The organism is Klebsiella michiganensis (assembly GCF_002925905.1).
GTDB lineage: Bacteria > Pseudomonadota > Gammaproteobacteria > Enterobacterales > Enterobacteriaceae > Klebsiella > Klebsiella michiganensis.
Genome location: NZ_PRDB01000001.1, coordinates 893,379 through 915,901, shown reverse-complemented (window position 1 = coordinate 915,901; position 22,523 = coordinate 893,379). Strand labels below are relative to the sequence as shown.

Here is a 22,523-nt window from a genome sequence, read left to right as displayed (position 1 = left end):
TCTCAAACGTCACCCGAAGATGAGTTTTGAGATATCGGTTGGTTGTGCCTTTCACTCACAGCCAGCAAGTGGCGTCCCCTAGGGGATTCGAACCCCTGTTGCCGCCGTGAAAGGGCGGAGTCCTAACCGCTAGACGAAGGGGACACGAGGTGTCGCGACTTCGCAGCCGTCTTGCTTCTTTACATCTATCAGACAATCTGTGTGAGCACTACAAAGGCAGGTTCTTTAAGGTAAGGAGGTGATCCAACCGCAGGTTCCCCTACGGTTACCTTGTTACGACTTCACCCCAGTCATGAATCACAAAGTGGTAAGCGCCCTCCCGAAGGTTAAGCTACCTACTTCTTTTGCAACCCACTCCCATGGTGTGACGGGCGGTGTGTACAAGGCCCGGGAACGTATTCACCGTGGCATTCTGATCCACGATTACTAGCGATTCCGACTTCATGGAGTCGAGTTGCAGACTCCAATCCGGACTACGACATACTTTATGAGGTCCGCTTGCTCTCGCGAGGTCGCTTCTCTTTGTATATGCCATTGTAGCACGTGTGTAGCCCTACTCGTAAGGGCCATGATGACTTGACGTCATCCCCACCTTCCTCCAGTTTATCACTGGCAGTCTCCTTTGAGTTCCCGGCCGAACCGCTGGCAACAAAGGATAAGGGTTGCGCTCGTTGCGGGACTTAACCCAACATTTCACAACACGAGCTGACGACAGCCATGCAGCACCTGTCTCACGGTTCCCGAAGGCACCAAAGCATCTCTGCTAAGTTCCGTGGATGTCAAGAGTAGGTAAGGTTCTTCGCGTTGCATCGAATTAAACCACATGCTCCACCGCTTGTGCGGGCCCCCGTCAATTCATTTGAGTTTTAACCTTGCGGCCGTACTCCCCAGGCGGTCGACTTAACGCGTTAGCTCCGGAAGCCACTCCTCAAGGGAACAACCTCCAAGTCGACATCGTTTACAGCGTGGACTACCAGGGTATCTAATCCTGTTTGCTCCCCACGCTTTCGCACCTGAGCGTCAGTCTTTGTCCAGGGGGCCGCCTTCGCCACCGGTATTCCTCCAGATCTCTACGCATTTCACCGCTACACCTGGAATTCTACCCCCCTCTACAAGACTCCAGCCTGCCAGTTTCGAATGCAGTTCCCAGGTTGAGCCCGGGGATTTCACATCCGACTTGACAGACCGCCTGCGTGCGCTTTACGCCCAGTAATTCCGATTAACGCTTGCACCCTCCGTATTACCGCGGCTGCTGGCACGGAGTTAGCCGGTGCTTCTTCTGCGGGTAACGTCAATCGACAAGGTTATTAACCTTATCGCCTTCCTCCCCGCTGAAAGTACTTTACAACCCGAAGGCCTTCTTCATACACGCGGCATGGCTGCATCAGGCTTGCGCCCATTGTGCAATATTCCCCACTGCTGCCTCCCGTAGGAGTCTGGACCGTGTCTCAGTTCCAGTGTGGCTGGTCATCCTCTCAGACCAGCTAGGGATCGTCGCCTAGGTGAGCCGTTACCCCACCTACTAGCTAATCCCATCTGGGCACATCTGATGGCAAGAGGCCCGAAGGTCCCCCTCTTTGGTCTTGCGACGTTATGCGGTATTAGCTACCGTTTCCAGTAGTTATCCCCCTCCATCAGGCAGTTTCCCAGACATTACTCACCCGTCCGCCACTCGTCACCCGAGAGCAAGCTCTCTGTGCTACCGTTCGACTTGCATGTGTTAGGCCTGCCGCCAGCGTTCAATCTGAGCCATGATCAAACTCTTCAATTTAAGTTTGATGCTCGTGAATTAAACTTCGTAATGAATTACGTATGTTCACTCAGAGACTTGGTATTCATTTTTCGTCCGAGGACGTTAAGAATCCATGTCACTTTGAGTGCCCACACAGATTGTCTGATAAATTGTTAAAGAGCAGTGCAACGCGGCTTTCGCTCACCGTTGCGAGGTGGCGTATATTACGCTTTCCTCTTTCAGAGTCAACCCGTTATTTCAGGATTTTTTCTCTTCAACCGACCCGGTTGTTTGTGAAGTGATTCACATCTGCCGTGTCAGTGGGAGCGCATTATAGGGAGCTGCCGGGATATAGCAACCCTTAAAATACAAAAAACTTATCAAACGCTCATAATTTAAACTTCTCACCCTCCCTCCACGCCAGAAAAAATGGGGAAAAGCCAGATGCCACGCGGGCTGCAGCGAATTCAGGCAAAAGCGACATTTTGCGAAAATCAACGTTATCCGCTTTACGTTTCCCCCTCTCTTACCGCGTCGTGACTTCAGATGATGAATTAAGCACCAGCCTTGACCCATGACAAAGCGGCTTGAGGGTGCATATTTCTATAATCAGGCCCGTTTCTTCTTATTGGTATGAACCTATGGCTTATCAACTCAACATTAACTGGCCCGAGTTTTTAGAAAAGTACTGGCAAAAGCAGCCGGTCGTATTAAAGAAGGCTTTCGCGAATTTCGTCGATCCGATTACGCCGGATGAGCTGGCCGGGCTGGCCATGGAACCGGAAGTCGATAGTCGACTGGTGAGCCTCAAGAACGGTCAATGGCAGGCCAGCAACGGGCCGTTTGAACATTTTGATGGCCTGGGCGAAACCGGCTGGTCGCTCCTGGCTCAGGCGGTAAACCACTGGCATATGCCCGCCGCTGAACTGGTGCGCCCCTTCCGCGTGCTGCCGGACTGGCGTTTAGACGATCTGATGATCTCCTTTTCCGTACCGGGCGGCGGCGTGGGCCCGCATATCGACCAGTACGACGTCTTTATTATTCAGGGCATGGGCAGCCGCCGCTGGCGCGTGGGCGATAAGCTACCGATGCGTCAGTTCTGCCCGCATCCGGCGCTGCTGCACGTCGACCCGTTCCCGCCGATCATTGATGAAGATCTGGAACCTGGCGATATTCTGTACATTCCGCCCGGATTCCCGCACGACGGAATCACTCACGAAACGGCGCTGAACTACTCCGTCGGCTTCCGTGGGCCAAACGGCCGCGATTTGATCAGCAGCTTTGCCGATTACGCGCTGGAAAACGATCTCGGCGGCGAGCACTACAGCGATCCGGATTTGACCTGCCGCGAACATCCGGGACGGGTAGAAGAGTATGAACTGGAACGCCTGCGCGGCATGATGATCGAGATGATTAGCCAGCCGGAAGATTTCCGCCGCTGGTTTGGGCGTTTTGCCACCACGCCGCGCCACGAGCTGGATATTGCGCCCGCTGAACCGCCTTTTGAAGAAGAGGAGATTGTCGACGCGCTGGCGGGCGGTGAAATGCTGACTCGTCTGAGCGGCCTGCGTGTACTGCACATCGGCGACAGCTTCTTTGTGAATAGCGAACAGCTGGAGCCAACCGATCCCGCGGCTCTGGACGCGCTGTGCCGCTATACCCTGCTGGGTAAAGAGGAGCTAGGCGAGGCCGCGCTGCGCAATCCGGCTTTTATCGCCGATCTGACCCGCCTGATTAACCAGGGCTACTGGTTCTTCGACGAATAGCACTTCATCATCGGTTCATATAAAGAAGGCGCGGAGCCCGCGCCTTCTTCTTTACTATCGCTACAGCATCATTTACCGAGCAGCGCCTCAAACTGCGCCTGGTAGTGCGGCGCGTTCCATGAACCATCAAACAGGGTGTAAGTAATATATCCTTTGTTGAGCCAGCCCGAGTCATTATCCCCTTCCGCCGGTTTCATCGCCTCCGGATTCATCGTCTGTTTGGCGGTACCGTCCGCCAGAAGTTCATAACCAATCTGCGGCACAGGGAATTGTTCATTCTCAATATAATGAACGCCCTTAATTTCAGCCGACGGCAGCGGCGGATAGTTAATGCTTAACCCGGCCCCCTGCGGCATAATCGGGCTTCCCGGTTTATGCGCGGCGTTAAGTTTATCCACCAACGAGACGACATAATCCACCGAATCAGGCCAGTACTTATGCGTGCTCGGCCATTTGTTCTTCATCTCTTCTTCCGTGAAGCGGTAGCCAATGCTGGCGGCAATCGCCGGGAAACCGTAGCGTACGGCGCGGGCCGCGGCGCTCACGGTGCCGGAGTTAACCTGCGCCATACCGGTATTGGGACCATCGTTGACGCCCGAAATCACCAGATCCGGCGGCGCGTCTTTCAGTACGCCCCACAGGCCAAAATCCAGCGCATCGGCAGGAGTTCCAGGGAAGCAGTAGCGTTTGTCAGCGGCTTTTTTGACATCAAAAACTTTACCCGTTTTAAAGGTAATTGCCGACCCGATACCGCTCTGATTCGTTGCCGGCGCCACCATCCAGACGTCATACCCTTTGGCCGTCAGTTTTTCCTGCAGCGAAGTGGTCCCCACAGACTGGCAGCCATCATCGTTAACCAGCAGTATTTTCAGCGGTTTTTCAGCAGCCTGTACGCCAGCGGCAGATAACGCCAGAATGGCGGCAGTCAGGATTTTCGTTCTCATCATCACTCCTTGTTGGGTAGCAGAGGTATTTCTTAGGCGCAAAAAAAAACCTAAGACTCCTGCCGCACGCCAAATTGGCGGACAGGGGTCTTAGGTTTTGCCTGTGGTCAGTAACAATCCCAGAGTGCTGGGAAAATAACGCCAGAGCGTAAAAGAGTCCAGCCCGAACATCATTATTCTGTGACGGAGATCAATCCTCTAAAATTATTTAAGCCGAAAACTGCTAATTAATCTGAAAATTAAACTTAAGATACAACTCAATCGACAAAATTACCTCCATGAAGACGATCACATTTATTGACATTCATAATAAATAGAGGATGTCTTTTCTCATAATTAATGCTAACGTCGCCCTTGTTGGATTGTTACTGTTTAGAACAGGCGAAACCTACGTTATAGACGTTCGAGCGAACATAATCTTATTTATGCTTCGCGTCGAATATCTGACGTAGGTTTTTTTTTGCTTATAAAAAGACCATTCAGGTGGAGCGTTATATGAAGAAGTGGCTAATAGCATTAATGATGGCGGCAGGTGCGGCAACCTGCTCTGCGGCGGAAGTTAAAAACGATGACGGCGTGAATATCTATTTCGCCCGTCATGGCAAAACGCTGCTGAATACGTTTGACCGCGTGCAGGGTTGGGCGGACTCACCGCTTACCGAAGACGGCATTCGCGTCGCCCGTTATCTCGGCGAGGGGCTTAAAGGTATTCCGTTTGATAGCTTCTATTCCAGCGATGCCGGACGTCAGCGTGAAACCATGCAGGTGATCCTTAAGCAAGCCGGAGTAAGTGATTACAAACTTACTGAGCTCAGCGGCCTGCGGGAAGCCTTCTTCGGCGGTTTCGAAGGTGGCTATAACAAAGATATGGCCGACGCCGGCGCCAGAGAGCTGGGGCTTAAAGACGGCGCTGCGCTGTTCAGCCAAATGAAAGCGGGCACCCTGGCCGTCGATACCAACCAGAACGCGCTGGCAGCGGCCGACCCAAAGGGTATGGCGGAAAACTATCAGCAGGTAAAAACCCGTACCCAAGCAGCGCTGCATACTATCGTTGAAAACGCGCAGGCCCGGGGCGATAAAAACGTGCTGGCAATTTCATCCGGTACCGCAATGCAGATTATGATTTCCGATTTAACCGACGATAACGCGAAAAACAAGCCGCTTGCCAATGCCGCGGTGGTTAAAATTGTTTATAAAGACGGCAAATATACCGTTCCAGAAATTGGCACCATGAAATATGTTGAAGCCGGAAAACAGGCTCTCGATAAAAAATAATACCCACGCTTAATTATTTATTACGGCAGACTTCAGGCGAAAACACCTCGCCTGGATCGCTGCGTCCCTACTCTGGGGTTTATTATGAAAATCAATAAGACAACAGTCGCCATTATGCTGCTGGCTATTCCCGCCAGCGCCTGGTCAGCTTCGACCACTAACAGCCAGAAGGAGCGGGATTATATCGATACCGTGCTCGACGATCCGTTATTCAGCCAGTCCCATATGAATTTATCGTTTAAAAACTACTGGAAATATCTTAAGGAAGAAGAGACCGAGCCAAAGAAAGTCCATAACGCCTGGGGTCAGGGCGTCGCCGTCGATTATCAGTCCGGCTATTTTGCCGATATTATTGGCTTTGATGCCACTTACTACGGAGCGGTAAAGCTCGGCGCCAGCGATTACTTTAACTCCCGCGGCGTGCTGTATAACAACGGCAGCGGGAATAAAAAGAGCAACGCTGAAGGCTTTTCCAAATTTGGTCAACGCAACATCAAGCTACAGTATCGCCTGGCGGACACTCATCTGAACGCCCGCTGGGGCTGGCAGACGATGAAAAACTTTGGCGTCATCTCCAACTCCACCCGCCTCTCCCCGACCACCTATTTGGGCTGGACCGGCGCGGTGAACTACGGCCCCTTCACGCTGCGCGGCGCGTACATCGAAAGCGCGATGGATCGTAACTCGCCGGATAAGAAACGCTTCCAGACCAACAGCGGACAGTACATTAACCATATCGCCAGCGGCGATATTCTGTGGCAAAGCGAGCACCTGAACATGCAGTACGGCTATGGTGAAAGCGATAACTATCTGCGCCGCCATATTCTGTTTACCAATATTAAACCGATAAAAGCGCTGAATATCGGTACTCAGGTCTACGCCACTCACGCGCTGGACGAGTATAAAGCGATGCCAGCGAATAAGCGTGACTTTGACGACGACGCCTGGCACATCGCCATGGATGTGAAGTGGCAGGCGGACAACTGGAGCACCAAGTGGGGTCTGGGCTATACCGACGCGAACAAGGCCAATGAAGTGGGCTTCTACCCGCGCCATATGAGTAAAAACTCGCGCGGGACCTTTATCTCAATGGCTTACGCCGGTAACGACTATATGCGCGACGGTGAGCTGGTTCTCTCTAATATGTCGGATTATAACCTGACGCCGGAGCTGGCGATCGGTCTCGCCGGCAACATCGCCCAGTTTAACTACCGCGGCAACCACGTCCGTACCGGGGAAATTAACGCCTTCAGCCGCTGGGTGCCGACGCACCCAAGACTGAAAAATCTCACCGTCTGGGCGATGTTCGGACCGGGCTGGTCCTATAAGATGAATGGCAAAACGCCGGTGCTTACCGACGGCCATTACAGCCGGGCCAACTCGCTCTCTTCGGAAGTGATTATCGAATATAAATTTAATCTGTTCTGATACGCCCACCCCGCCGGTCATGGCGGGGCAACCCTCCCCGGCTACTTCTTCACCTCATTAAGCTCATCGTTATAGCTTTCCCGCGTCACGCAGACGCACAGGATGGTAATCAGCGCCATGCAGGCGAGAAACAGCGAGATGGGCCACGATGCGCCGCCGGACCACACCAGCAGCAAGGTACCAATCATCGGCGTTAGGCCGCCGACGATGTTCGCCAGCTGGAAGCCGAGCGAGACGCCGGTATAGCGCACGCTGGTGTCAAAAAGCTCCGAAAAGAAGGCCGGCTGAACGCTGAACATCATGCCCAGCCCCACGGAATAGCAGAAGGTGGTGGCGAACATAAACATCTTCACCGAGCCAGAGTCGATCATCCAGAACAGCGGGAAGGCAAAGATTAGCGTGATAGCGGCGCCGGCCAGATAGACCGGTCGGCGGCCAATTTTATCGGACAGCCAGCCGAAGAACGGAAAGGTAAAAATGCCGACAAAGCTGGCCAGCAGCAGCCCGTTCAGCGCCGTTTCGCGAGTAAAGTTGAGTTCCCTTGTCACATAGGACATAAAGAACGCCACCGTCAGCCAGCCCAGAACAATCTCCCCCATGCGCATGCCCATCGCCAGGAACACCGCTTTACGGTGATGCTTGAGTACGGTGAGAATGGGAAACTTCTGCTCCGCCGCTTTCGGCGCGTTCTGCTGCTGTTTCTGATTCTCCTGGAACACCGGCGTCTCTTCGATCCTTGAGCGGATAAACATCCCGACAAACAGCAGCGCGATGCTTAACAGGAAAGGCACGCGCCAGCCCCAGGACATCAGGTCATCCTCCGGCAGCATCACCACCAGCGCAAAAACGCCTGTGGCGATAAACAGGCCAAGCACGTTGCCCAACTGAACAAAAGTGCCGAAAAAGCCCCGGCGATGGCGCGGCGCATACTCGGTGATCAGCGTCGTCGCCCCACCCCATTCGCCGCCGATGGCAAAGCCCTGGCAGAGGCGCAAAAAGATAAGTATCAGCGGCGCGGCGTTGCCTATGGTGTCGTAGCTGGGGATTAAGCCTATGAAAAAAGTCGAAATGCCCATAATCATCAGCGACAGGACCAGCGATTTTTTGCGGCCGATCTTATCGCCATAGTGGCCAAATACGATGGCCCCGATGGGCCGGCTGACGAAGGTAATCGACAGCGTCAGGAAGGACACCAGCAGCGCCATCAGCGGCGAGAGGTTAGGAAAAAACAGCGACGGAAACACCAGCGCGGCGGCGGTGCCGTAGATAAAAAAGTCATAGAACTCAATCGTTGTGCCGGAAAGACCGGAGCCCAGCACGGTGAGCAGCTTTCTTCTTTCATGCGTTTGTTGCGATGTTTGTTCATTTTTTGCAGGGGTCATGGCGGGCGAGGTAAGCATAGTCATCATTAAATCCTCTGTCCTGAATCATTATTGTTAAGTCGGGCAGCGCCTGGCTAACCGCGGTCGCGAGGGAAAATCGCCCGTAAGCTAACTCGAATTAGCTAATTATAACAAGATACGGAGATTCACAACGTAAATGCTAAAAGAGTGTGACCAGGATCGGTTAAATTTTAACACCTGCCCTAGCGCCGCGAGACAAATCGCTTACGGCATAACGTAAATAATTTATCAAATTCAATCAATTATATATTTAACGCTGATTTACCGTCCCCGCTGCGCTTCCCGTCCGCTTTTCTGCCCGCCTTTATGCCGCCTCAGCAAGCGTTCCCTGTCACCTCGACCCACCGTTTAAAATAAAGAGTTAAATATTAATAAGTTAATAATTGCACATTGATAGCCATCACAAATCCCCGGTAAAGAGTTTGTTCCTGTCTTTTTTTTATCCTAATTTGCTAATTCGAGTTAGCCAAAGAAATTAGCCAGCAACAGAACGATTGATGCCGCGCTTACCCCGGCGCAGCACGCTCAACGATAACCAAGCGACCTATCCCCTACAGGAGAAATTCACATGCTGAATTTAACGTTACCCGCGGAAGCCGGGCTTATTACCCCGCAGCCAGGCGAAGTGTTGATGGTGACCAATGCGGATCTCCGCGAACCGGCTAACGTCACCTGCTGGCCCACGCAGAAGCTGTTTGAACAGCGTCTGGAAACGGCGCTGGAAACATTAGGCTATCGCCTGCGCCGCGCCCATCCGGTCAACGAGCAGCGCGGTCACGGGTTTATCAGCAGCCAGAAAGAGGGTAGCGAGCTGTTCGCCGGGATCGATCCGGATGCGCCGGTTATTGTCCTGCTGACCGCCTGGCAATACTCCCATCACCTTGCTCCTTCGCTGGTACATCATCGCGGCCCTATTTTGCTGCTCGCCAATTTTGACGGTACCTGGCCGGGCCTCGTCGGCATGCTCTGTATGGCAGGCTGCCTCACCAGCCTGGAGCGCAGCTACTCGCGGCTTTGGTCGGAAACCTTCGCCGACGAGGCGTTTATTCGTGGCTTAGACACCTGGCTGCGCGACGGCCATCTCAGCCATAAGCTCGGCTATCTGCATCCGGTTGCACCCAGCGCGCCGCTGCTGGCCAGCGAAGCCGGGCAGATTGGCGTGAAGGTTGGGCAGTCGATCCTCAAACACAAGGCCATTGTCGGGCTGTTCGATACCTTCTGTATGGGGATGATCAACGGCGTGTTCCCGCAAAAAGCGATGATCGACGTAGGGATGCCGGTGGAGTCGCTGTCGCAATCGGCGCTACTGGTTGAAATGAACAAGGTGCCGATCGCCCTGCGCGAAGCCTGTCTCGACTGGTATGAGACCCGCGGCATGCGCTTCCGGTTCGGCGCCGACGGGGCGAAGGATCTGACCCGGGAGCAGGTGCTGGAACAGTGCGCGATGATGATCGCCATGGCGCGCTTCGTGAAGCGCTTCGGGCTGACGGCAGTGGGCGTGCAGTATCAGCAGGGGCTCAAAGACAGCTGCGCCGCTTCGGATTTTGCCGAAGGCGCCATCGGTAACGCGGAACGTTTCCCGATCCCGGATGAGAATGGCGAGATCGTCTGTCCGGACGCGCCGATCCCCTGCATCAACGAGGTGGATATGGGCAGCGCCATCCCGCAGGTGATGCTGGCGAAGCTGCTCGGCGCGCTGGGCATGGCGAGCGAAACCACCCTTCACGATATCCGCTGGGGTAGCGAGTACAACGGCACGTTCTACTGGGATCTGGAGATCTCCGGCGCGGTGCCGTTCGCCCATCTGAAAGGCGGGATCGCCGGGGCAACCGGCTATCGCCAGCCGGCGATGTTCTTCCCCTATGGCGGCTCGACCATTGCCGGTCAGGGCAAAGCCGGACGCTTTATCTGGGCGCGAGCGCACTACGAAGGCACCCAGGTGATCCTGCATATCGGCACCGGCACCGCCGTCGAACTGCCGCATGACGAATTCGAACGCCGCCGCCGGGCGACCAACTACGAGTGGCCGTTACTCAACGCCGTTCTCGACGGGGTTTCGCGCGACGATTTAATGGCGGGCCACCAGAGCAACCATCTCAGTCTGGCTTATGTAGAGGAGGAGGTATTATCCGAAGTGCTGAACGCCTTTATTGCCCAGGCGCTGACGCAAAATATGAAAGTCTTTATCGCAGGCGATGCGCATTTATTAATGAAATAACAACTGATTCGCTTATGTAATTTTTACGTTGTTAGCGATCCTGGCAAACATCCGCTTCATTCGTCTCTTTATCGCCCATAAAGAGCGGATCAACGCGCATCTGTCCGGGCGGGCTCTCCGCCTGCCCGGATAAGAGAGGATTATATGTATCAGCAGCAACATATTGAATTTATTATCCAGAAGGCAAAGAAACGGCTCGATCTGCAGGAGGCCCCTGGCTGCACCAAAGCGGGATGGCTAATGATCACCGCATTATTAATTGAGTCATGGGATATTTATTCCATGGCGTTTATTTTATTCGCCCTGAAAGATATTTATGAGCCCAGCAGCTGGCTGCTTGGTTTTACCGCCGCCGGCACCCAGCTCGGCGCGGTGGTCGGCGCGCTGCTCGGCGGCTGGCTGACCGATAAGCTCGGACGGCGTAAAATTTTCCTCTGGTCGATGATCCTGTTCGCGATCTTCGCCGTTCTTCAGGGCCTGGCGCCCAATATGTACTGGCTGGCGATTATTCGCTGCCTCGCCGGGATCCCGGTGGGCGCGGACGTGGCTAACGGCTTTACCTACATCATGGAGGTGATGCCGAAGGGCAAGCGCGAAGTAATGGCTAACCGCTGGCAGTTTATGTTCGCGCTGGGGATTATCGCCGCCATTCTGCTGGTCACCACGCTGGTGGCGCTTGATGTTCACCCGGATATGATCTGGCGCATCGTGCTGGCGGTCCCGGCGATCCCGGCCTGCCTGCTGCTGTTTATGCGTCGGGAGCTGCCGGAGACGCCAGCGTGGTTCGTCGAACGCGGCCGCTTTATCGAAGCGAAAAAAGCCTCCCGTGAATATTACGGCGAACAGGATGGCCGTCTGCTGGACGACATTCTGCCCAATGAAAACGTCACTATCGCCGACCCGACGCTCAAAGAGACGCTGCACGATCTGTTCCGCCGTCCGTTTACCCGCCGCACCACCCTGTTCGGCTGGTTCTCCTGCGCCGTGCAGTCGTTTGAAAACTACGCCTTCTCCTTCTTCCTGCCGCTGATCCTCGTCACCATCGGGATTTCCGGGCAGATCCAGAATAACCTCGCCCTGCTGGCGGTGAACTGTATCGCCGCGCTCTCGGCATTTGTCGGCCCGCTGCTGTTGCCGAAGCTCGGGCATAAGGGACTGAGCAAATACGGCTTCCTGCTGGTCACCATCGGTATTTCGATATCGGCGTGGGGCGTCTACAGCAGCAGCTTCGCATTTATCATCTTCGGCGCGGCGCTAATGCTGTGGGGCCACTACTGGGATTCCGAAAGCGGCATGACGGTGATCTCGCTGGTGGCAAAACCGCGCTATCGCGGCGTGGCCTCCGGCATCGGCTACACCATCGTCAAGGTCACCGCCTTCGTTACCACCCTGGTCTTCCCGGCCCTGTTTGAAGCGGTCGGCGTACCGGTCGCCTCGATGATTATCGCTATCGCGCCGTTCTGCGCCTTCCTCGCCTCCATCTTCCTGCTGCCGGAAGTCTTCGGCCATGCGGTGGGCGACGAGAACGATCGAGAACATGACGCCAGCCCGGCAATCGCCCTGGAGGGGCATGAATCCCCGGCCTCCAAACATTAACCGCCCGGGCCGCAGGGGCGGCCCCCGCTGAACCCATAAAGGAAGGAATCAGATGAACAGCACAAAAATGCCCGTGATTGAAAATATCGAACTGATGACCGCCCGCGTTCCGCTGCCGGAAGGCCCGTGGGGGGATCAGATTCACCACGTCACCGATATCGAAGTGGCGATTGTTGACGTCTACGGTTCTAACGGCCACGTCGGCACCGGCTTTAGCCACACTTCCGGCTGGTGCGGGAAAACCATCTCCGCGCTGATTGCCGAGATTATCCCGGACGTTATTGGCCAGCCGCTCTCCCCGCGCGGCCTGTGGCATCGCTCGTATAAACACGTACACGACGTCGGCGGCGCGGGCGTCACCACCCATGCCCTGGCGGCGCTGGATATTGCCTACTGGGATCTGTTAGGTAAAACCCTCAATGCGCCGATTATCGACATTCTTGGCCGCGTACGCGATCGCGTTCCGCTGTACGGCAGCGGCATCAACCTGCATCTGTCCATTGAGGAAGTGATTGACCAGGTCAAACGCTGGAAAAGCACCGGCTACCTGGCGGCGAAAGTGAAAGTGGGCAAACCGACGCTGGAGGAGGACGTGGAGCGGCTGCGTAAGATTCAGGAGGCGGTGCCGGGCTTCCCGCTGGCGGTGGACGCCAACCAGGGCTGGAACTTCCCGCAGGCGCTGCGCGCGTTCAAGCTGTTCGAACCGCTCAACCTGCTGTGGATTGAGGAGCCGCTGCCCTCCGACGATATCGCCGGCCACCTGCGGCTGCGCGAACGCAGCGCCACGCCTATCGCGCTGGGAGAAAACGTCTATAACTTAAACCAGTTTACGCAGTACATCGAGAGCGGCAGCGCGGATTACATCCAGGCGGATCTCGGCCGCGTCGGCGGGATCACCGGCTATCTGGATATCGCCGCCGTCGCCCGCGCGCACAACCTGCCAATGACGCCGCATTTTGTCATGGAGCTCAGCGCCAGCCTGCTGGCAACGGTGCCGAATATCTCATACGCCGAGATGACCGACGGCGGGCGCTGGAAAGATCTGCGCATCATCGCCGAAGCGGGCGAAGAGGTGGACGGCTACTACGTGCCGAGCGAAAGGCCGGGCCACGGCATTATTCTCGATCGTGATTACCTCGCAACCCACAAAATCTAACCACGCAGTGAGGGGAAAGGACAATGGAAGACACGTTATTCTCGGTTAAAGACAAGGTCATCATCGTGACCGGCGGCCTGGGACAGCTGGGGGCGCAGTACGTGAAGACGTTACACGACCGCGGCGCGAAGGTGGCGGCGCTGGCCACCCGCGTCGATGCCGCGCGCGTCGACCGCGTGCTGGGGGCGATCAAGGACTCCGACCGCCTGCTGTGCGCGGAAGTGAATATTACCGATAAAGCCAGCATTAACCGGGTGCTGGATAGCATTGAAGCAAAGTGGGGCGTCCCGGATGGCCTGGTCAACAACGCGGGCGTCGACACCCAGCCCAGCGCGCCGCCGGAAGTCTCCGGCCCGTTTGAAGAGTTTCCGGAAGAGGTGTTCCGCGAGGTGGTGGAAGTGAACCTGGTCGGCACCTTCCTGATGACCCAGCAGGTCGGCAAGCGCATGAAACAGGCCGGCAAAGGCGGCTCGATCATCAACGTCGGTTCGATCTACGGCGTGGTCTCCCCTGTGCAGGATATCTATAGCTACAAAAAAGAGGACACCGGCATTCCGTTCGTCAAACCGGTGGCCTATTCGGCGGCAAAGTCCGGGCTGTATAACTTTACCCGCTACTGCGCCACCTACTGGGGGCGCGACGGCATTCGCGTCAATACTCTGACCCTCTCCGGCGTCGAGCGCAGCGATCAGGACCCGCGCTTCCAGAAAAACTACACCAACCGTATCCCCATCGGGCGGATGGCGAAAGCCCACGAGTACAACGGCGCGGTGGTGTTTTTGCTCTCCGACGCCTCGGTCTATATGACCGGTTCCAACGTGGTGGTGGATGGAGGCTGGACCGCATGGTAAGCGATAAATGGCAGGTTTTTCGCGGCATTATCTCCGCCGTGGTGACGCCGATGCACGCCGATGAGTCGGTGAACTACGCGGCGCTGGACGCGCTCGCCCGCGCCCAGCTGGCGCGCGGGGTTGAGGGCTTTTACTGCTGCGGCTCCTCCGGGGAGGGGCCGTTACTGCGTTTCAATGAGCGCCGGCAGGTGCTGGCAACGCTGGTGCAGTCGGCGGGCGGTCGCGTGCCGGTGATCGCCCACGTCGGGACGCCGCGCACCCGGGATGCCGTCGAGCTGGCGAAGCACGCCGAGCAGGACGGCGCCAGCGCGGTGTCGCTGGTGCCGCCCTACTACTACAAATATAGCCGCGAGGAGATTATCGCCTACTACCGTCGAGTGCTGGACGCCATTTCGATTCCGGTGATTTTGTATAACATTCCGCAGTTTACCGGCGTCGAGCTGGACGCCCAGAGCGCCGACGCGCTGCTCGGCGATGAGCAGGTTCTGGGGGTGAAGCATACTTCGCATAACCTCTATTCGCTGGAACGGATGATCGCCCGCTACCCGGAGAAAGTCTTTTTTAACGGTTTCGATGAGATCTTCCTTTCCAGCCTCGCGGCGGGCGCGACGGCCACGGTTGGCACCACGGTTAACCTACAGCCGGAGCTGTTTCTCGCCCTGCGCAGCGCTTTTCAGCAGGGCGACATCGCCCGGGCGCAGCGCCTGCAGCAGCAGATCAACGAGGTGGTGGAGCAGCTGGTCGCGCGCGGCGTGTTCCAGTCGGCGAAATATCTTGCCGCGAAAGAGAGCGTCGATACCGGCCCCACCCGCGAGCCGTTTGTGGCGCTGACGGCGGCGCAGAAAGGCGAGCTGGATGACCTCTATCTGCGCTTACGGGGGTATATCGCCGATGCCGGACAATGACGCGCTCTGTCCCCAGGTCCGTCTGAACGATAGCGTTGTATGCCAGCAGGTCGCGCGGTTTTTACAGGAGACGGAAAGCGATACGCGAACCCGGGGGCTGGCGGTGGCGGTTGTCGGGCCGGAGGGCGAGCTCATCGCCTTTGGCGCGCACGCTCGCTGCCCACCGCTACCGCGCCAGCTGGCACAGCGCAAGGCCTGGAGCGCCCTGCGCTTTCGCCGTCCGACGGCAACGCTGGCGCAAGAGGTCAGCGCCGGCGCCCTGCAGCTGGCGGTATTTAACGACCCGCAGCTGCTGGCGATGCCGGGCGGCGAGCCGGTGATCGTCGACGGGCTGGCCATTGGCGGCGTCGGGATCAGCGGCCTGCCGCCGGAGCTGGACGCCGGGCTGGCGGCGCGGTTTGTTCAGCGATTGACTTGATGAGGGATCGTTAAGGGTTCCCGGATTGCGGCGCCCGCGCCTTATCCAGGCTACCAGCGCGCGCAGGATGCGGTATCTGTAGCCCCGGCCAGCATAGCGCAGCCGGGGATTGACGTGTTCACACAAGCCGTGTCATTTACTGGCTCCGCTGCTTCTCCACCGACAGCGGGCGGTGAATCAGGGTCATCGGCACGGTGATCTTCACATCGGCATTTTCCCCCTGCAGCTTCTGCTGCATCAAATGAAACGCGTGCTGCGCCCAGGCGTCCTCATCCTGGCGCATCGACCACACCGCGTTCGGCAGAAATCCCAGCATCTGATGTTCATCGAAGGTGCCGATGGGAATATCCGACGGAATAAAGCCGTAGGTTTCCCGCAGCGCGCTCAGCGTCCCTTCCAGAATGGGCAGAGAGGAGGCGATAAACGCCTTCGGCGGCTCGCGGTGCTGACGGAGAAAATCGAGCATCAGCTGTTTGCCCTCTTCCTGACGGTTATGGCTGGCGGACAATATCCACTCCTTGCCGGCGGGCAGCTCGCTCAGGTAGCCCTGCAGACGACGCTGGATCGACGGCTGCTGGGTATCCCCGGCGATAAAAAAAATCGGCGAGACGTCCACCGCCTGGGTCATCGCCTGCACCAGCTTTTTGCTGCCGTTGTAGTTATCGCTCACCACCAGCGACACGTCGCTCTCGCCAAAATCGCGGTCGAGCAGCACCAGCGGCCGCTTGCGCGCTACCTTCTGGTGATGCAGCTGCGTTTCCCGGGTAGAGGGCACCACGAAGAGCCCGTCAACGTTGCGCGCCAGCAGCCCTTCAACCAGACTGTTTTCATGCTCGCTGTCGCTGTAGGTGCAGGCAATCATTAGCTGATACCCCGCCTGACGGCAGCAGGCTTCGAGCTTTTCCGCCAGGGTGGAGAAAAACAGGTTGGATAAACGCGGGATCACCAGCCCTAAGGTCTCGGTTTTATTGAGCTTCAGGCTGCGGGCGATATGGTTAACGACCAGCCCGTTCTCGGCGATGTAATCATTAATACGCTGCTGCGTTTTGGCGCTGATGCGATACTGCTCAGCTTTGCCACCCAGCACCAGGCGCACGGTGGTAATCGAAATTTCCAGCGCCCTGGCGACTTGCTCAACGGTTTTGGCCATAAACTCATTTTCCATAACGAACAGAACGGCTTAATCATAAACTAATTCGAGTTAGCAATACATTAGCCGCGCTGTTATTTTGAACAAGGCGTCAGTTTTCTGACGCCACTGGCGCTGTCGATCGCGATCCCGCTACGCGGACGATCGTTAAGATCCTTCCCTGTCCTCTCTGTCGGCATGTGTGCCGGGAGAGATTCTGGCCGCGCTATTTCATTTTGCCGGTTTAACCTCGGTCACCCAGGTGGGGAGATCCCATGTCCCGCCGAGGCGAAGATAGCGGCACATCCCGGTGGTCGCTTCACGGCTTTTACGGAACGTTGTGCCATCCCAGAGCCAGCTTGCCGTCCCCCAGCAATCGCCGAGCCCTCGCCCTTTCTGGCTCATAAAAATCTCGCCGTCACCATACTCAGAACCGGAGACGGTGATAAGCGTCGGATTGCCCTCAAGTTTGCTATCCACAACCCAATAGCCATATCCCTCGTTATAGGCCGCCCGCCAGCACAAGGCCGAAATAAGTGAATGCGCGTTATCCAGCGGCGTCAGGCTAATAGCTTCAGCCTTCTCTCCCTCCTCAGGCTGAAGGCGATCGCACCAATCATCGTTCTTTAGCGTGGCCAGAAGCTTCGGCTTGAGCACCGCCAGCTCAGGCGCGGTTAACGCTCTCTCCTGCGCCTTCTCAGGCATGACCCGGTGAATGATCGGGGCAGGAATCGCCGCCCGGACGCTGCTTTCCGGCCTGTCGCCTTTTTTGGTCAACGCGCCCGGCGTGCCGATTCGCCCCTGAACATCGTCCATTTTCAGCAGTACCGCGTAAGCACCTTCGCCGGAAAGCTCAAACGGCGCCTCCCCGCCTGTAAATTCGACCTTCCCGCTGCCTTTGATGGTGTTAACGATCGCCCGGGCCTGATTCTCCGACAGCGGCCAGCTCTCTTTTACGGGCTTCACATCGCCTGCCGGCTGGCCGTTGATCCACAGCGTCAGTTTGCCCGGCAGAACGTCGCCGTCGGTCACCTCCGCCAGCATCAGCTCTCCCGAGACGGCGGTGCCCGCTGCGGCCTGGCGGGTCAGCAGCACCGAACCTCCGCTTCCTTCTTCAGCGCTGTATCCCGCCGCCCGGCAGGTCAGCGTGTTATCACACACCACTTCCCAGTCTTTGTGGCTGAATGAAACGCCTGTTTCCGCCAGCGCGGGAAGACTAAGTACGGCCAGTGCCAGCACGCCTCTCCAGAGTTCCTTTTTCATACCTTCTCTCCTTAATCGGTCATCCGCGTAGTCTGAATAATCCCCCGCTCAGAGAGAAGCGTTTTCCCCTGCCGCGACATTTTTCAGACAACGACATGGATGCCGCACCGCTTTACGCTTCGTCGAGCATATTCCCACCCGTTCAGCCAGGCTGAAAATAGCGGGCAGCGAGTCTGATTACCTCATTCAACATCATTTCTGGGTTCACAAAATAACATCCGCCGTGATGTTAAATCATCTTGTGATATTCCGCGCGGCTGCGACCGGCTAACTCTTTTTACGCTCTCACTTCATCTTTGCGATTCATAGGTGAATTCCGCTCTGGCTATTCAGGGTGTTCTTTTATGCATCGGTTCATCTTTTCTTTGACGTCATCAATAATATGAAGCTATCCCGAGTATTCAGCGTTCTGCCGTCGCTATTTTTTGCCGTCGCGTGCGCTGCCGCATCATCCGGCGTGGATCATTGTGAAGTGGGCTGCCCGACCGGCGGAAGCGCGCAGACGCTGGTTCGTGAAGCCTATACGCTCAATAACAACAGCCACCGCAAATTCGCTAATTGGGTGGCGTATAAAATCACCAAAGCCAGCTTGGCCAGCGGGCGTTCGCGCAGCTGGAAGCGCGATCCGGATTTACCCGCTGCGGATACCCTTGCCCCCGTGGCATATAAAGGGGCCAGCGCAGCATTGGCGGTCGATCGCGGGCATCAGGCGCCGCTCGCCGGGCTCGGCGCCAGCGCAGACTGGCAGGCGTTAAACTATCTTTCCAATATCACCCCGCAGGCCTCCGACCTGAATCAGGGGGCGTGGGCGCGGCTGGAGGATAAGGAGCGCGCCCTCGCCGAGCGCCGCGACGTGGCGGCGGTGTGGTCCGTTACCGGGCCGCTGTTCGAACGGCATATCGCCACCCTGCCCGCCGCGCCCGAGGTGGAGCTTCCCAGCGGCTACTGGAAGATTATTTTTATCGGCTCCAGTCCGGATAAAGGCGAATACGCGGCGTTTTTGCTGGATCAGGCAACGCCCAAAAGCGCCAGTTTTTGTGATTATCAAGTGACGGTGGAGGAGATTGAGCAGCGGACTCATCCGGCGCTCTCGTTCTGGTCCACCCTGCCGACAAGTATCGCCCGCCGCCTGAAGTCCCGGAAGGGGACGCTGGCTAAAGAGATGGGGTGCCCATAATTGGGCATAGGCATCCTGTTGCGCGCATTATCTCGCTTTTGTTTTTTGAATCTGCTTTGCGGTTATTTCAGCAATATCAGGAAAGGCATTTTCCACAGGCGCTAATTAATAGCATCACGCATTCTGTTAATTCTTAATTTGCGGTTAAAGACGTTTATTATGGAAGGTGCGAACAAGTTCCTGATATGAGATCATCATATTCATCCGGAGCGCATCCCAGAGGGACATCATGAGCCATCAACTCACCTTCGCCGATAGTGAATTCAGCACTAAGCGCCGTCAGACCCGAAAAGAGATTTTCCTCTCCCGCATGGAGCAGATTCTGCCATGGCAGAATATGACCGCTGTCATCGAGCCGTTTTATCCCAAGGCGGGCAATGGCCGACGGCCCTATCCGCTGGAGACCATGCTGCGTATTCACTGCATGCAGCATTGGTACAACCTGAGCGACGGTGCCATGGAAGATGCCCTGTACGAAATCGCCTCCATGCGCCTGTTTGCCCGATTATCCCTGGATAGCGCCCTGCCGGATCGCACCACCATCATGAATTTCCGCCACCTGCTCGAGCAGCATCAACTGGCCCGTCAATTGTTCAAGACCATCAATCGCTGGCTGGCCGAAGCAGGCGTCATGATGACCCAAGGCACTTTGGTGGATGCCACCATCATTGAGGCACCCAGCTCTACCAAGAACAAAGAGCAGCAACGCGATCCGGAGATGCATCAGACCAAGAAAGGCAATCAGTGGCACTTTGGCATGAAGGCCCACATTGGTGTCGATGCCAAGAGTGGCCTGACCCACAGCCTAGTCACCACCGCGGCCAACGAGCATGACCTCAATCAGCTGGGTAATCTGCTTCATGGAGAGGAGCAATTTGTCTCAGCCGATGCCGGCTACCAAGGAGCGCCACAGCGCGAGGAGCTGGCCGAGGTGGATGTGGACTGGCTGATCGCCGAGCGTCCCGGCAAGGTAAAAACCTTGAAGCAGCATCCGCGCAAGAACAAAACGGCCATCAACATCGAATACATGAAAGCCAGCATCCGTGCCAAGGTGGAGCACCCGTTTCGCATCATCAAGCGGCAGTTCGGCTTCGTGAAAGCCAGATACAAGGGGCTGCTGAAAAACGATAACCAACTGGCGATGTTATTCACCCTGGCCAACCTGTTTCGGGTGGACCAAATGATACGTCAGTGGGAGAGATCTCAGTAAAAACCGGAAATAACGCCAGAAATGGTGGAAAAAATAGCCTAAATAGGCTGATTCGATGTGTTTGCGGGAAAAAAATCGGCCCAGATCCGCGAAATTTTAATCAGCGAGTCAGCTTGGGAAGAAATGACCTGCTTATTCGCACCTTCCCTAATTTCCCGAATTAGCCCGCCTTTTCCCTGCACCGTGTACGCCTTCCCAGACCGTCCCATAAATTTTTTAGCCGAAACAGGCCTGATATTCGGTTGGCGTTGCTGTAACTCACAGATCGTAAATAATTCGTGGCTACGTAATCCCGCATTGTAGGCAATCAGTGTTGCCAGACCATTTTTATCGGACTGATGCGATGAAATAAGGAAGATCTGTTCTGATGTATATGATCTCGATGATAATTCTTTCTCTTTCAAAGAATGCACTACCTCAAGAACTTCTCCGGAGGGTAATTCCTGCGTCAGATGAATCATCATTGCCTGTAGAGCCTGACGTTCCATATCCAGGCTTTTCTGACCAACAGCAGCAGCCCTTTGATGGAAATAAACCGTGGCCATTTCAGGCGTAACATCCTGTAGGTTTATTCCGCCATTTATTCTGAAATACAGGGCAATCCGCGTCAGGGCTGCCTGATAATTTCTCACTGTGCCAACTGAGCGAAAAACATCAGCCTGCAAAATTTTCATTACGTTAGCGGCCTGCCGTTTTGCTATTTCCCGGTCAGTTTTTTTGACTGAGAATTTGGCCATCATTCTTCTCCAACCAGCGTGTGACTGTTGTTAAAACAACACAGACTCTTTTTTTTCGTAACCAACGCTGAATTTCAGATGCAGAAGCACCATGCCGCCTTAGCGCAAGTATTTCCATTCGATATCTGTCCAGACGCGATTTATTGCGCCTGTAGGGCTTTTTCCTGCGCTGCCGTGTTTCTGCCTGTAATTGCTTTACTATCATTTCTGCATCGAACATAAGAAGCCTGCTGAGTTGTAAGAACATCTGGTCCGCGGTCTGCAGCCAGCGACCACTATGAATAGCATGACCCATAGCGCCTGTTCGCCCCGGTTAGCCTGTATCAGGCGGGCTCGGACTGTTCTCGCCCTGGAAGAAAAGTTGTGAGTTTTTACCGCAGGCAATATCCCCATCAGATTAGGGTTCTGCGTGAGAGTTATTAGCGTTAGGTATATTTGATAAAATGCTTATAAAACATAATCATATTGAAATATGACGCAGCTAAATCGCATTTGATAGATTTGAGGCATACATTCATAACTTACTGAAAAGTTAGGAAAGCCATAGATTTGATACCTGTTCTGGCCAGGTTTTGCCATTAAATCATTATTGCCTGTTGTCGGCCAGGCTTTGCCATCAGAGATGTTGTAATTTGTCAGTTTCAGCCCTGACAGCCCCTAAGGACGGCTTAATACTTTTAAGTTAATAAAAAGTTATGGCAAAATCAACGTTGCATCGATTAAGTTGCGCATTTTCCCTCTCAGCCCTTGCCGTACAACGCCTCCCAGCCTAGTCCTTATATAACGCATAGCGTTAATGATGGTGAAAGCATTATCGAGTGAGCCTTCAGGCGATGCATTTTTTGTAAGCCTTGAGGCGTATGATTCTTCTTTAACACAAATCCTACGGCAATTTGAATCAGGATGGTAACCGTTTGAGCTTCATTTGCTCGTCAGTTGACTGTTGTTCGCAAGTCATTTGGGCATTCTTTGATAAACTGACAGACAGCTTTGAGCGAAAAGCAGGCGCTCCGAAATCAGCAAGACATAACAGCAATCTTGCGCTCATCGTTATTACCGCATGCCGGCTTTGTTGAATAGATCGAACTTTTGCTGAGTTGAAGGATCAGATCACGCTTCTTCCCGACAACGCAGACCGTTCCGTGGCAAAGCAAAAGTTCAAAATCACCAACTGGCCCACCTACAATAAAGCCCTCATCAACCGTGGCTCCATAACTTTCTGGCTGGATGATGAAGCTATTCAGGCCTGGTATGAGTCGGCAACGCCTTCATCACGGGGAAGACCTCAGCGCTATTCTGATCTCGCCTGAAGTGG

Annotated in this window: 17 protein-coding genes, 1 tRNA gene, 1 rRNA gene and 1 pseudogene; 13 read left to right on the top strand and 7 right to left on the bottom strand. The window is 55.4% G+C overall.

Features of this window, described 5'->3' with window-relative positions:
- Window positions 1-69 precede the first annotated feature (69 nt).
- Window positions 70-144 (bottom strand) — tRNA-Glu (locus CDA56_RS04475).
- Window positions 145-231: 87 nt separating this feature from the next.
- Window positions 232-1,771: ribosomal RNA gene (locus CDA56_RS04470) — 16S ribosomal RNA — on the bottom strand.
- A 602-nt stretch (window positions 1,772-2,373) separates the two neighbouring features.
- Here CDA56_RS04470 and CDA56_RS04460 point away from each other — a divergent pair.
- The gene (locus tag CDA56_RS04460; protein ID WP_025107488.1) at window positions 2,374-3,498 is read left to right on the top strand and encodes a ribosomal protein uL16 3-hydroxylase; all 1,125 of its coding nucleotides are present in this window, start codon (window positions 2,374-2,376) and stop codon (window positions 3,496-3,498) included.
- 68 nt (window positions 3,499-3,566) lie between these two features.
- Here the strand turns inward: CDA56_RS04460 and surE are convergent, their stop codons facing one another.
- Window positions 3,567-4,442: a 5'/3'-nucleotidase SurE gene (surE, locus tag CDA56_RS04455; protein WP_064406610.1), complete on the bottom strand. Its 876-nt coding sequence runs from the start codon at window positions 4,440-4,442 to the stop codon at window positions 3,567-3,569.
- Window positions 4,443-4,937: 495 nt separating this feature from the next.
- On the opposite strand from surE, the gene CDA56_RS04450 reads away from it, so the two are divergent.
- Both CDA56_RS04450 and CDA56_RS04445 read left to right on the top strand, forming a co-directional pair.
- Window positions 4,938-5,717 (top strand): histidine phosphatase family protein, encoded by a 780-nt coding sequence (locus CDA56_RS04450; protein ID WP_102804025.1) that lies wholly within the window; start codon window positions 4,938-4,940, stop codon window positions 5,715-5,717.
- A gap of 84 nt (window positions 5,718-5,801) precedes the next feature.
- Window positions 5,802-7,145 carry an OprD family outer membrane porin gene (locus CDA56_RS04445; protein ID WP_048261908.1) on the top strand — a complete coding sequence of 448 codons (1,344 nt, stop codon included), beginning with the start codon at window positions 5,802-5,804 and terminating at the stop codon, window positions 7,143-7,145.
- A 41-nt stretch (window positions 7,146-7,186) separates the two neighbouring features.
- Here the strand turns inward: CDA56_RS04445 and CDA56_RS04440 are convergent, their stop codons facing one another.
- Window positions 7,187-8,551, bottom strand: a complete 1,365-nt coding sequence (locus CDA56_RS04440) for an MFS transporter (RefSeq protein ID WP_014227732.1) — start codon at window positions 8,549-8,551, stop codon at window positions 7,187-7,189.
- 565 nt (window positions 8,552-9,116) lie between these two features.
- Here CDA56_RS04440 and CDA56_RS04435 point away from each other — a divergent pair.
- The 6 genes from CDA56_RS04435 to CDA56_RS04410 all read left to right on the top strand — a co-directional run bounded on the left by CDA56_RS04435 (window position 9,117) and on the right by CDA56_RS04410 (window position 15,692).
- Window positions 9,117-10,766, top strand: coding sequence for a signal transduction protein (locus CDA56_RS04435; RefSeq protein ID WP_102804023.1), 1,650 nt, complete (start codon window positions 9,117-9,119; stop codon window positions 10,764-10,766).
- Window positions 10,767-10,910: 144 nt separating this feature from the next.
- Window positions 10,911-12,362, top strand: a complete 1,452-nt coding sequence (locus CDA56_RS04430; RefSeq protein WP_014227730.1) for an MFS transporter — start codon at window positions 10,911-10,913, stop codon at window positions 12,360-12,362.
- A gap of 52 nt (window positions 12,363-12,414) precedes the next feature.
- On the top strand, window positions 12,415-13,518 hold the full coding sequence (locus CDA56_RS04425) for a mandelate racemase/muconate lactonizing enzyme family protein (RefSeq protein WP_004108723.1): 1,104 nt from the start codon (window positions 12,415-12,417) through the stop codon (window positions 13,516-13,518).
- Between the two features lie 23 nt (window positions 13,519-13,541).
- On the top strand, window positions 13,542-14,369 hold the full coding sequence (locus CDA56_RS04420) for an SDR family oxidoreductase (RefSeq protein WP_016809991.1): 828 nt from the start codon (window positions 13,542-13,544) through the stop codon (window positions 14,367-14,369).
- Window positions 14,363-15,274, top strand: a complete 912-nt coding sequence (locus CDA56_RS04415; RefSeq protein ID WP_102804022.1) for a dihydrodipicolinate synthase family protein — start codon at window positions 14,363-14,365, stop codon at window positions 15,272-15,274. Before CDA56_RS04420 ends, CDA56_RS04415 begins: the two co-directional genes overlap by 7 nt.
- On the top strand, window positions 15,261-15,692 hold the full coding sequence (locus CDA56_RS04410) for a GlcG/HbpS family heme-binding protein (protein WP_102804021.1): 432 nt from the start codon (window positions 15,261-15,263) through the stop codon (window positions 15,690-15,692). Before CDA56_RS04415 ends, CDA56_RS04410 begins: the two co-directional genes overlap by 14 nt.
- Before the next feature lie 136 nt (window positions 15,693-15,828).
- On the opposite strand, the gene CDA56_RS04405 is transcribed toward CDA56_RS04410, so the two are convergent.
- Entirely contained in the window at window positions 15,829-16,842 is a 1,014-nt protein-coding gene (locus CDA56_RS04405; RefSeq protein ID WP_004117622.1) for a LacI family DNA-binding transcriptional regulator, read from the bottom strand.
- A gap of 210 nt (window positions 16,843-17,052) precedes the next feature.
- Entirely contained in the window at window positions 17,053-18,084 is a 1,032-nt protein-coding gene (locus CDA56_RS04400) for a DUF1176 domain-containing protein (RefSeq protein ID WP_102804020.1), read from the bottom strand.
- A gap of 472 nt (window positions 18,085-18,556) precedes the next feature.
- Between CDA56_RS04400 and CDA56_RS04395 the strand changes: the two genes are divergently transcribed.
- The 3 genes from CDA56_RS04395 to CDA56_RS31525 all read left to right on the top strand — a co-directional run bounded on the left by CDA56_RS04395 (window position 18,557) and on the right by CDA56_RS31525 (window position 20,635).
- Window positions 18,557-19,261, top strand: coding sequence for a DNA/RNA non-specific endonuclease (locus CDA56_RS04395; protein WP_103815550.1), 705 nt, complete (start codon window positions 18,557-18,559; stop codon window positions 19,259-19,261).
- A gap of 229 nt (window positions 19,262-19,490) precedes the next feature.
- Complete coding sequence (locus tag CDA56_RS04390) at window positions 19,491-20,471, top strand: IS5-like element ISKpn26 family transposase (protein ID WP_000019441.1); 981 nt, start codon at window positions 19,491-19,493, stop codon at window positions 20,469-20,471.
- Window positions 20,453-20,635 carry a hypothetical protein gene (locus CDA56_RS31525; RefSeq protein WP_306821287.1) on the top strand — a complete coding sequence of 61 codons (183 nt, stop codon included), beginning with the start codon at window positions 20,453-20,455 and terminating at the stop codon, window positions 20,633-20,635. Before CDA56_RS04390 ends, CDA56_RS31525 begins: the two co-directional genes overlap by 19 nt.
- A 544-nt stretch (window positions 20,636-21,179) precedes the next feature.
- On the opposite strand, the gene CDA56_RS04380 is transcribed toward CDA56_RS31525, so the two are convergent.
- On the bottom strand, window positions 21,180-21,428 hold the full coding sequence (locus tag CDA56_RS04380; RefSeq protein WP_071530324.1) for a hypothetical protein: 249 nt from the start codon (window positions 21,426-21,428) through the stop codon (window positions 21,180-21,182).
- An 877-nt stretch (window positions 21,429-22,305) separates the two neighbouring features.
- On the opposite strand from CDA56_RS04380, the pseudogene CDA56_RS04370 reads away from it, so the two are divergent.
- Window positions 22,306-22,515, top strand: a pseudogene (locus CDA56_RS04370) (transposase); the annotation flags it as partial.
- Window positions 22,516-22,523: the final 8 nt, after the last annotated feature.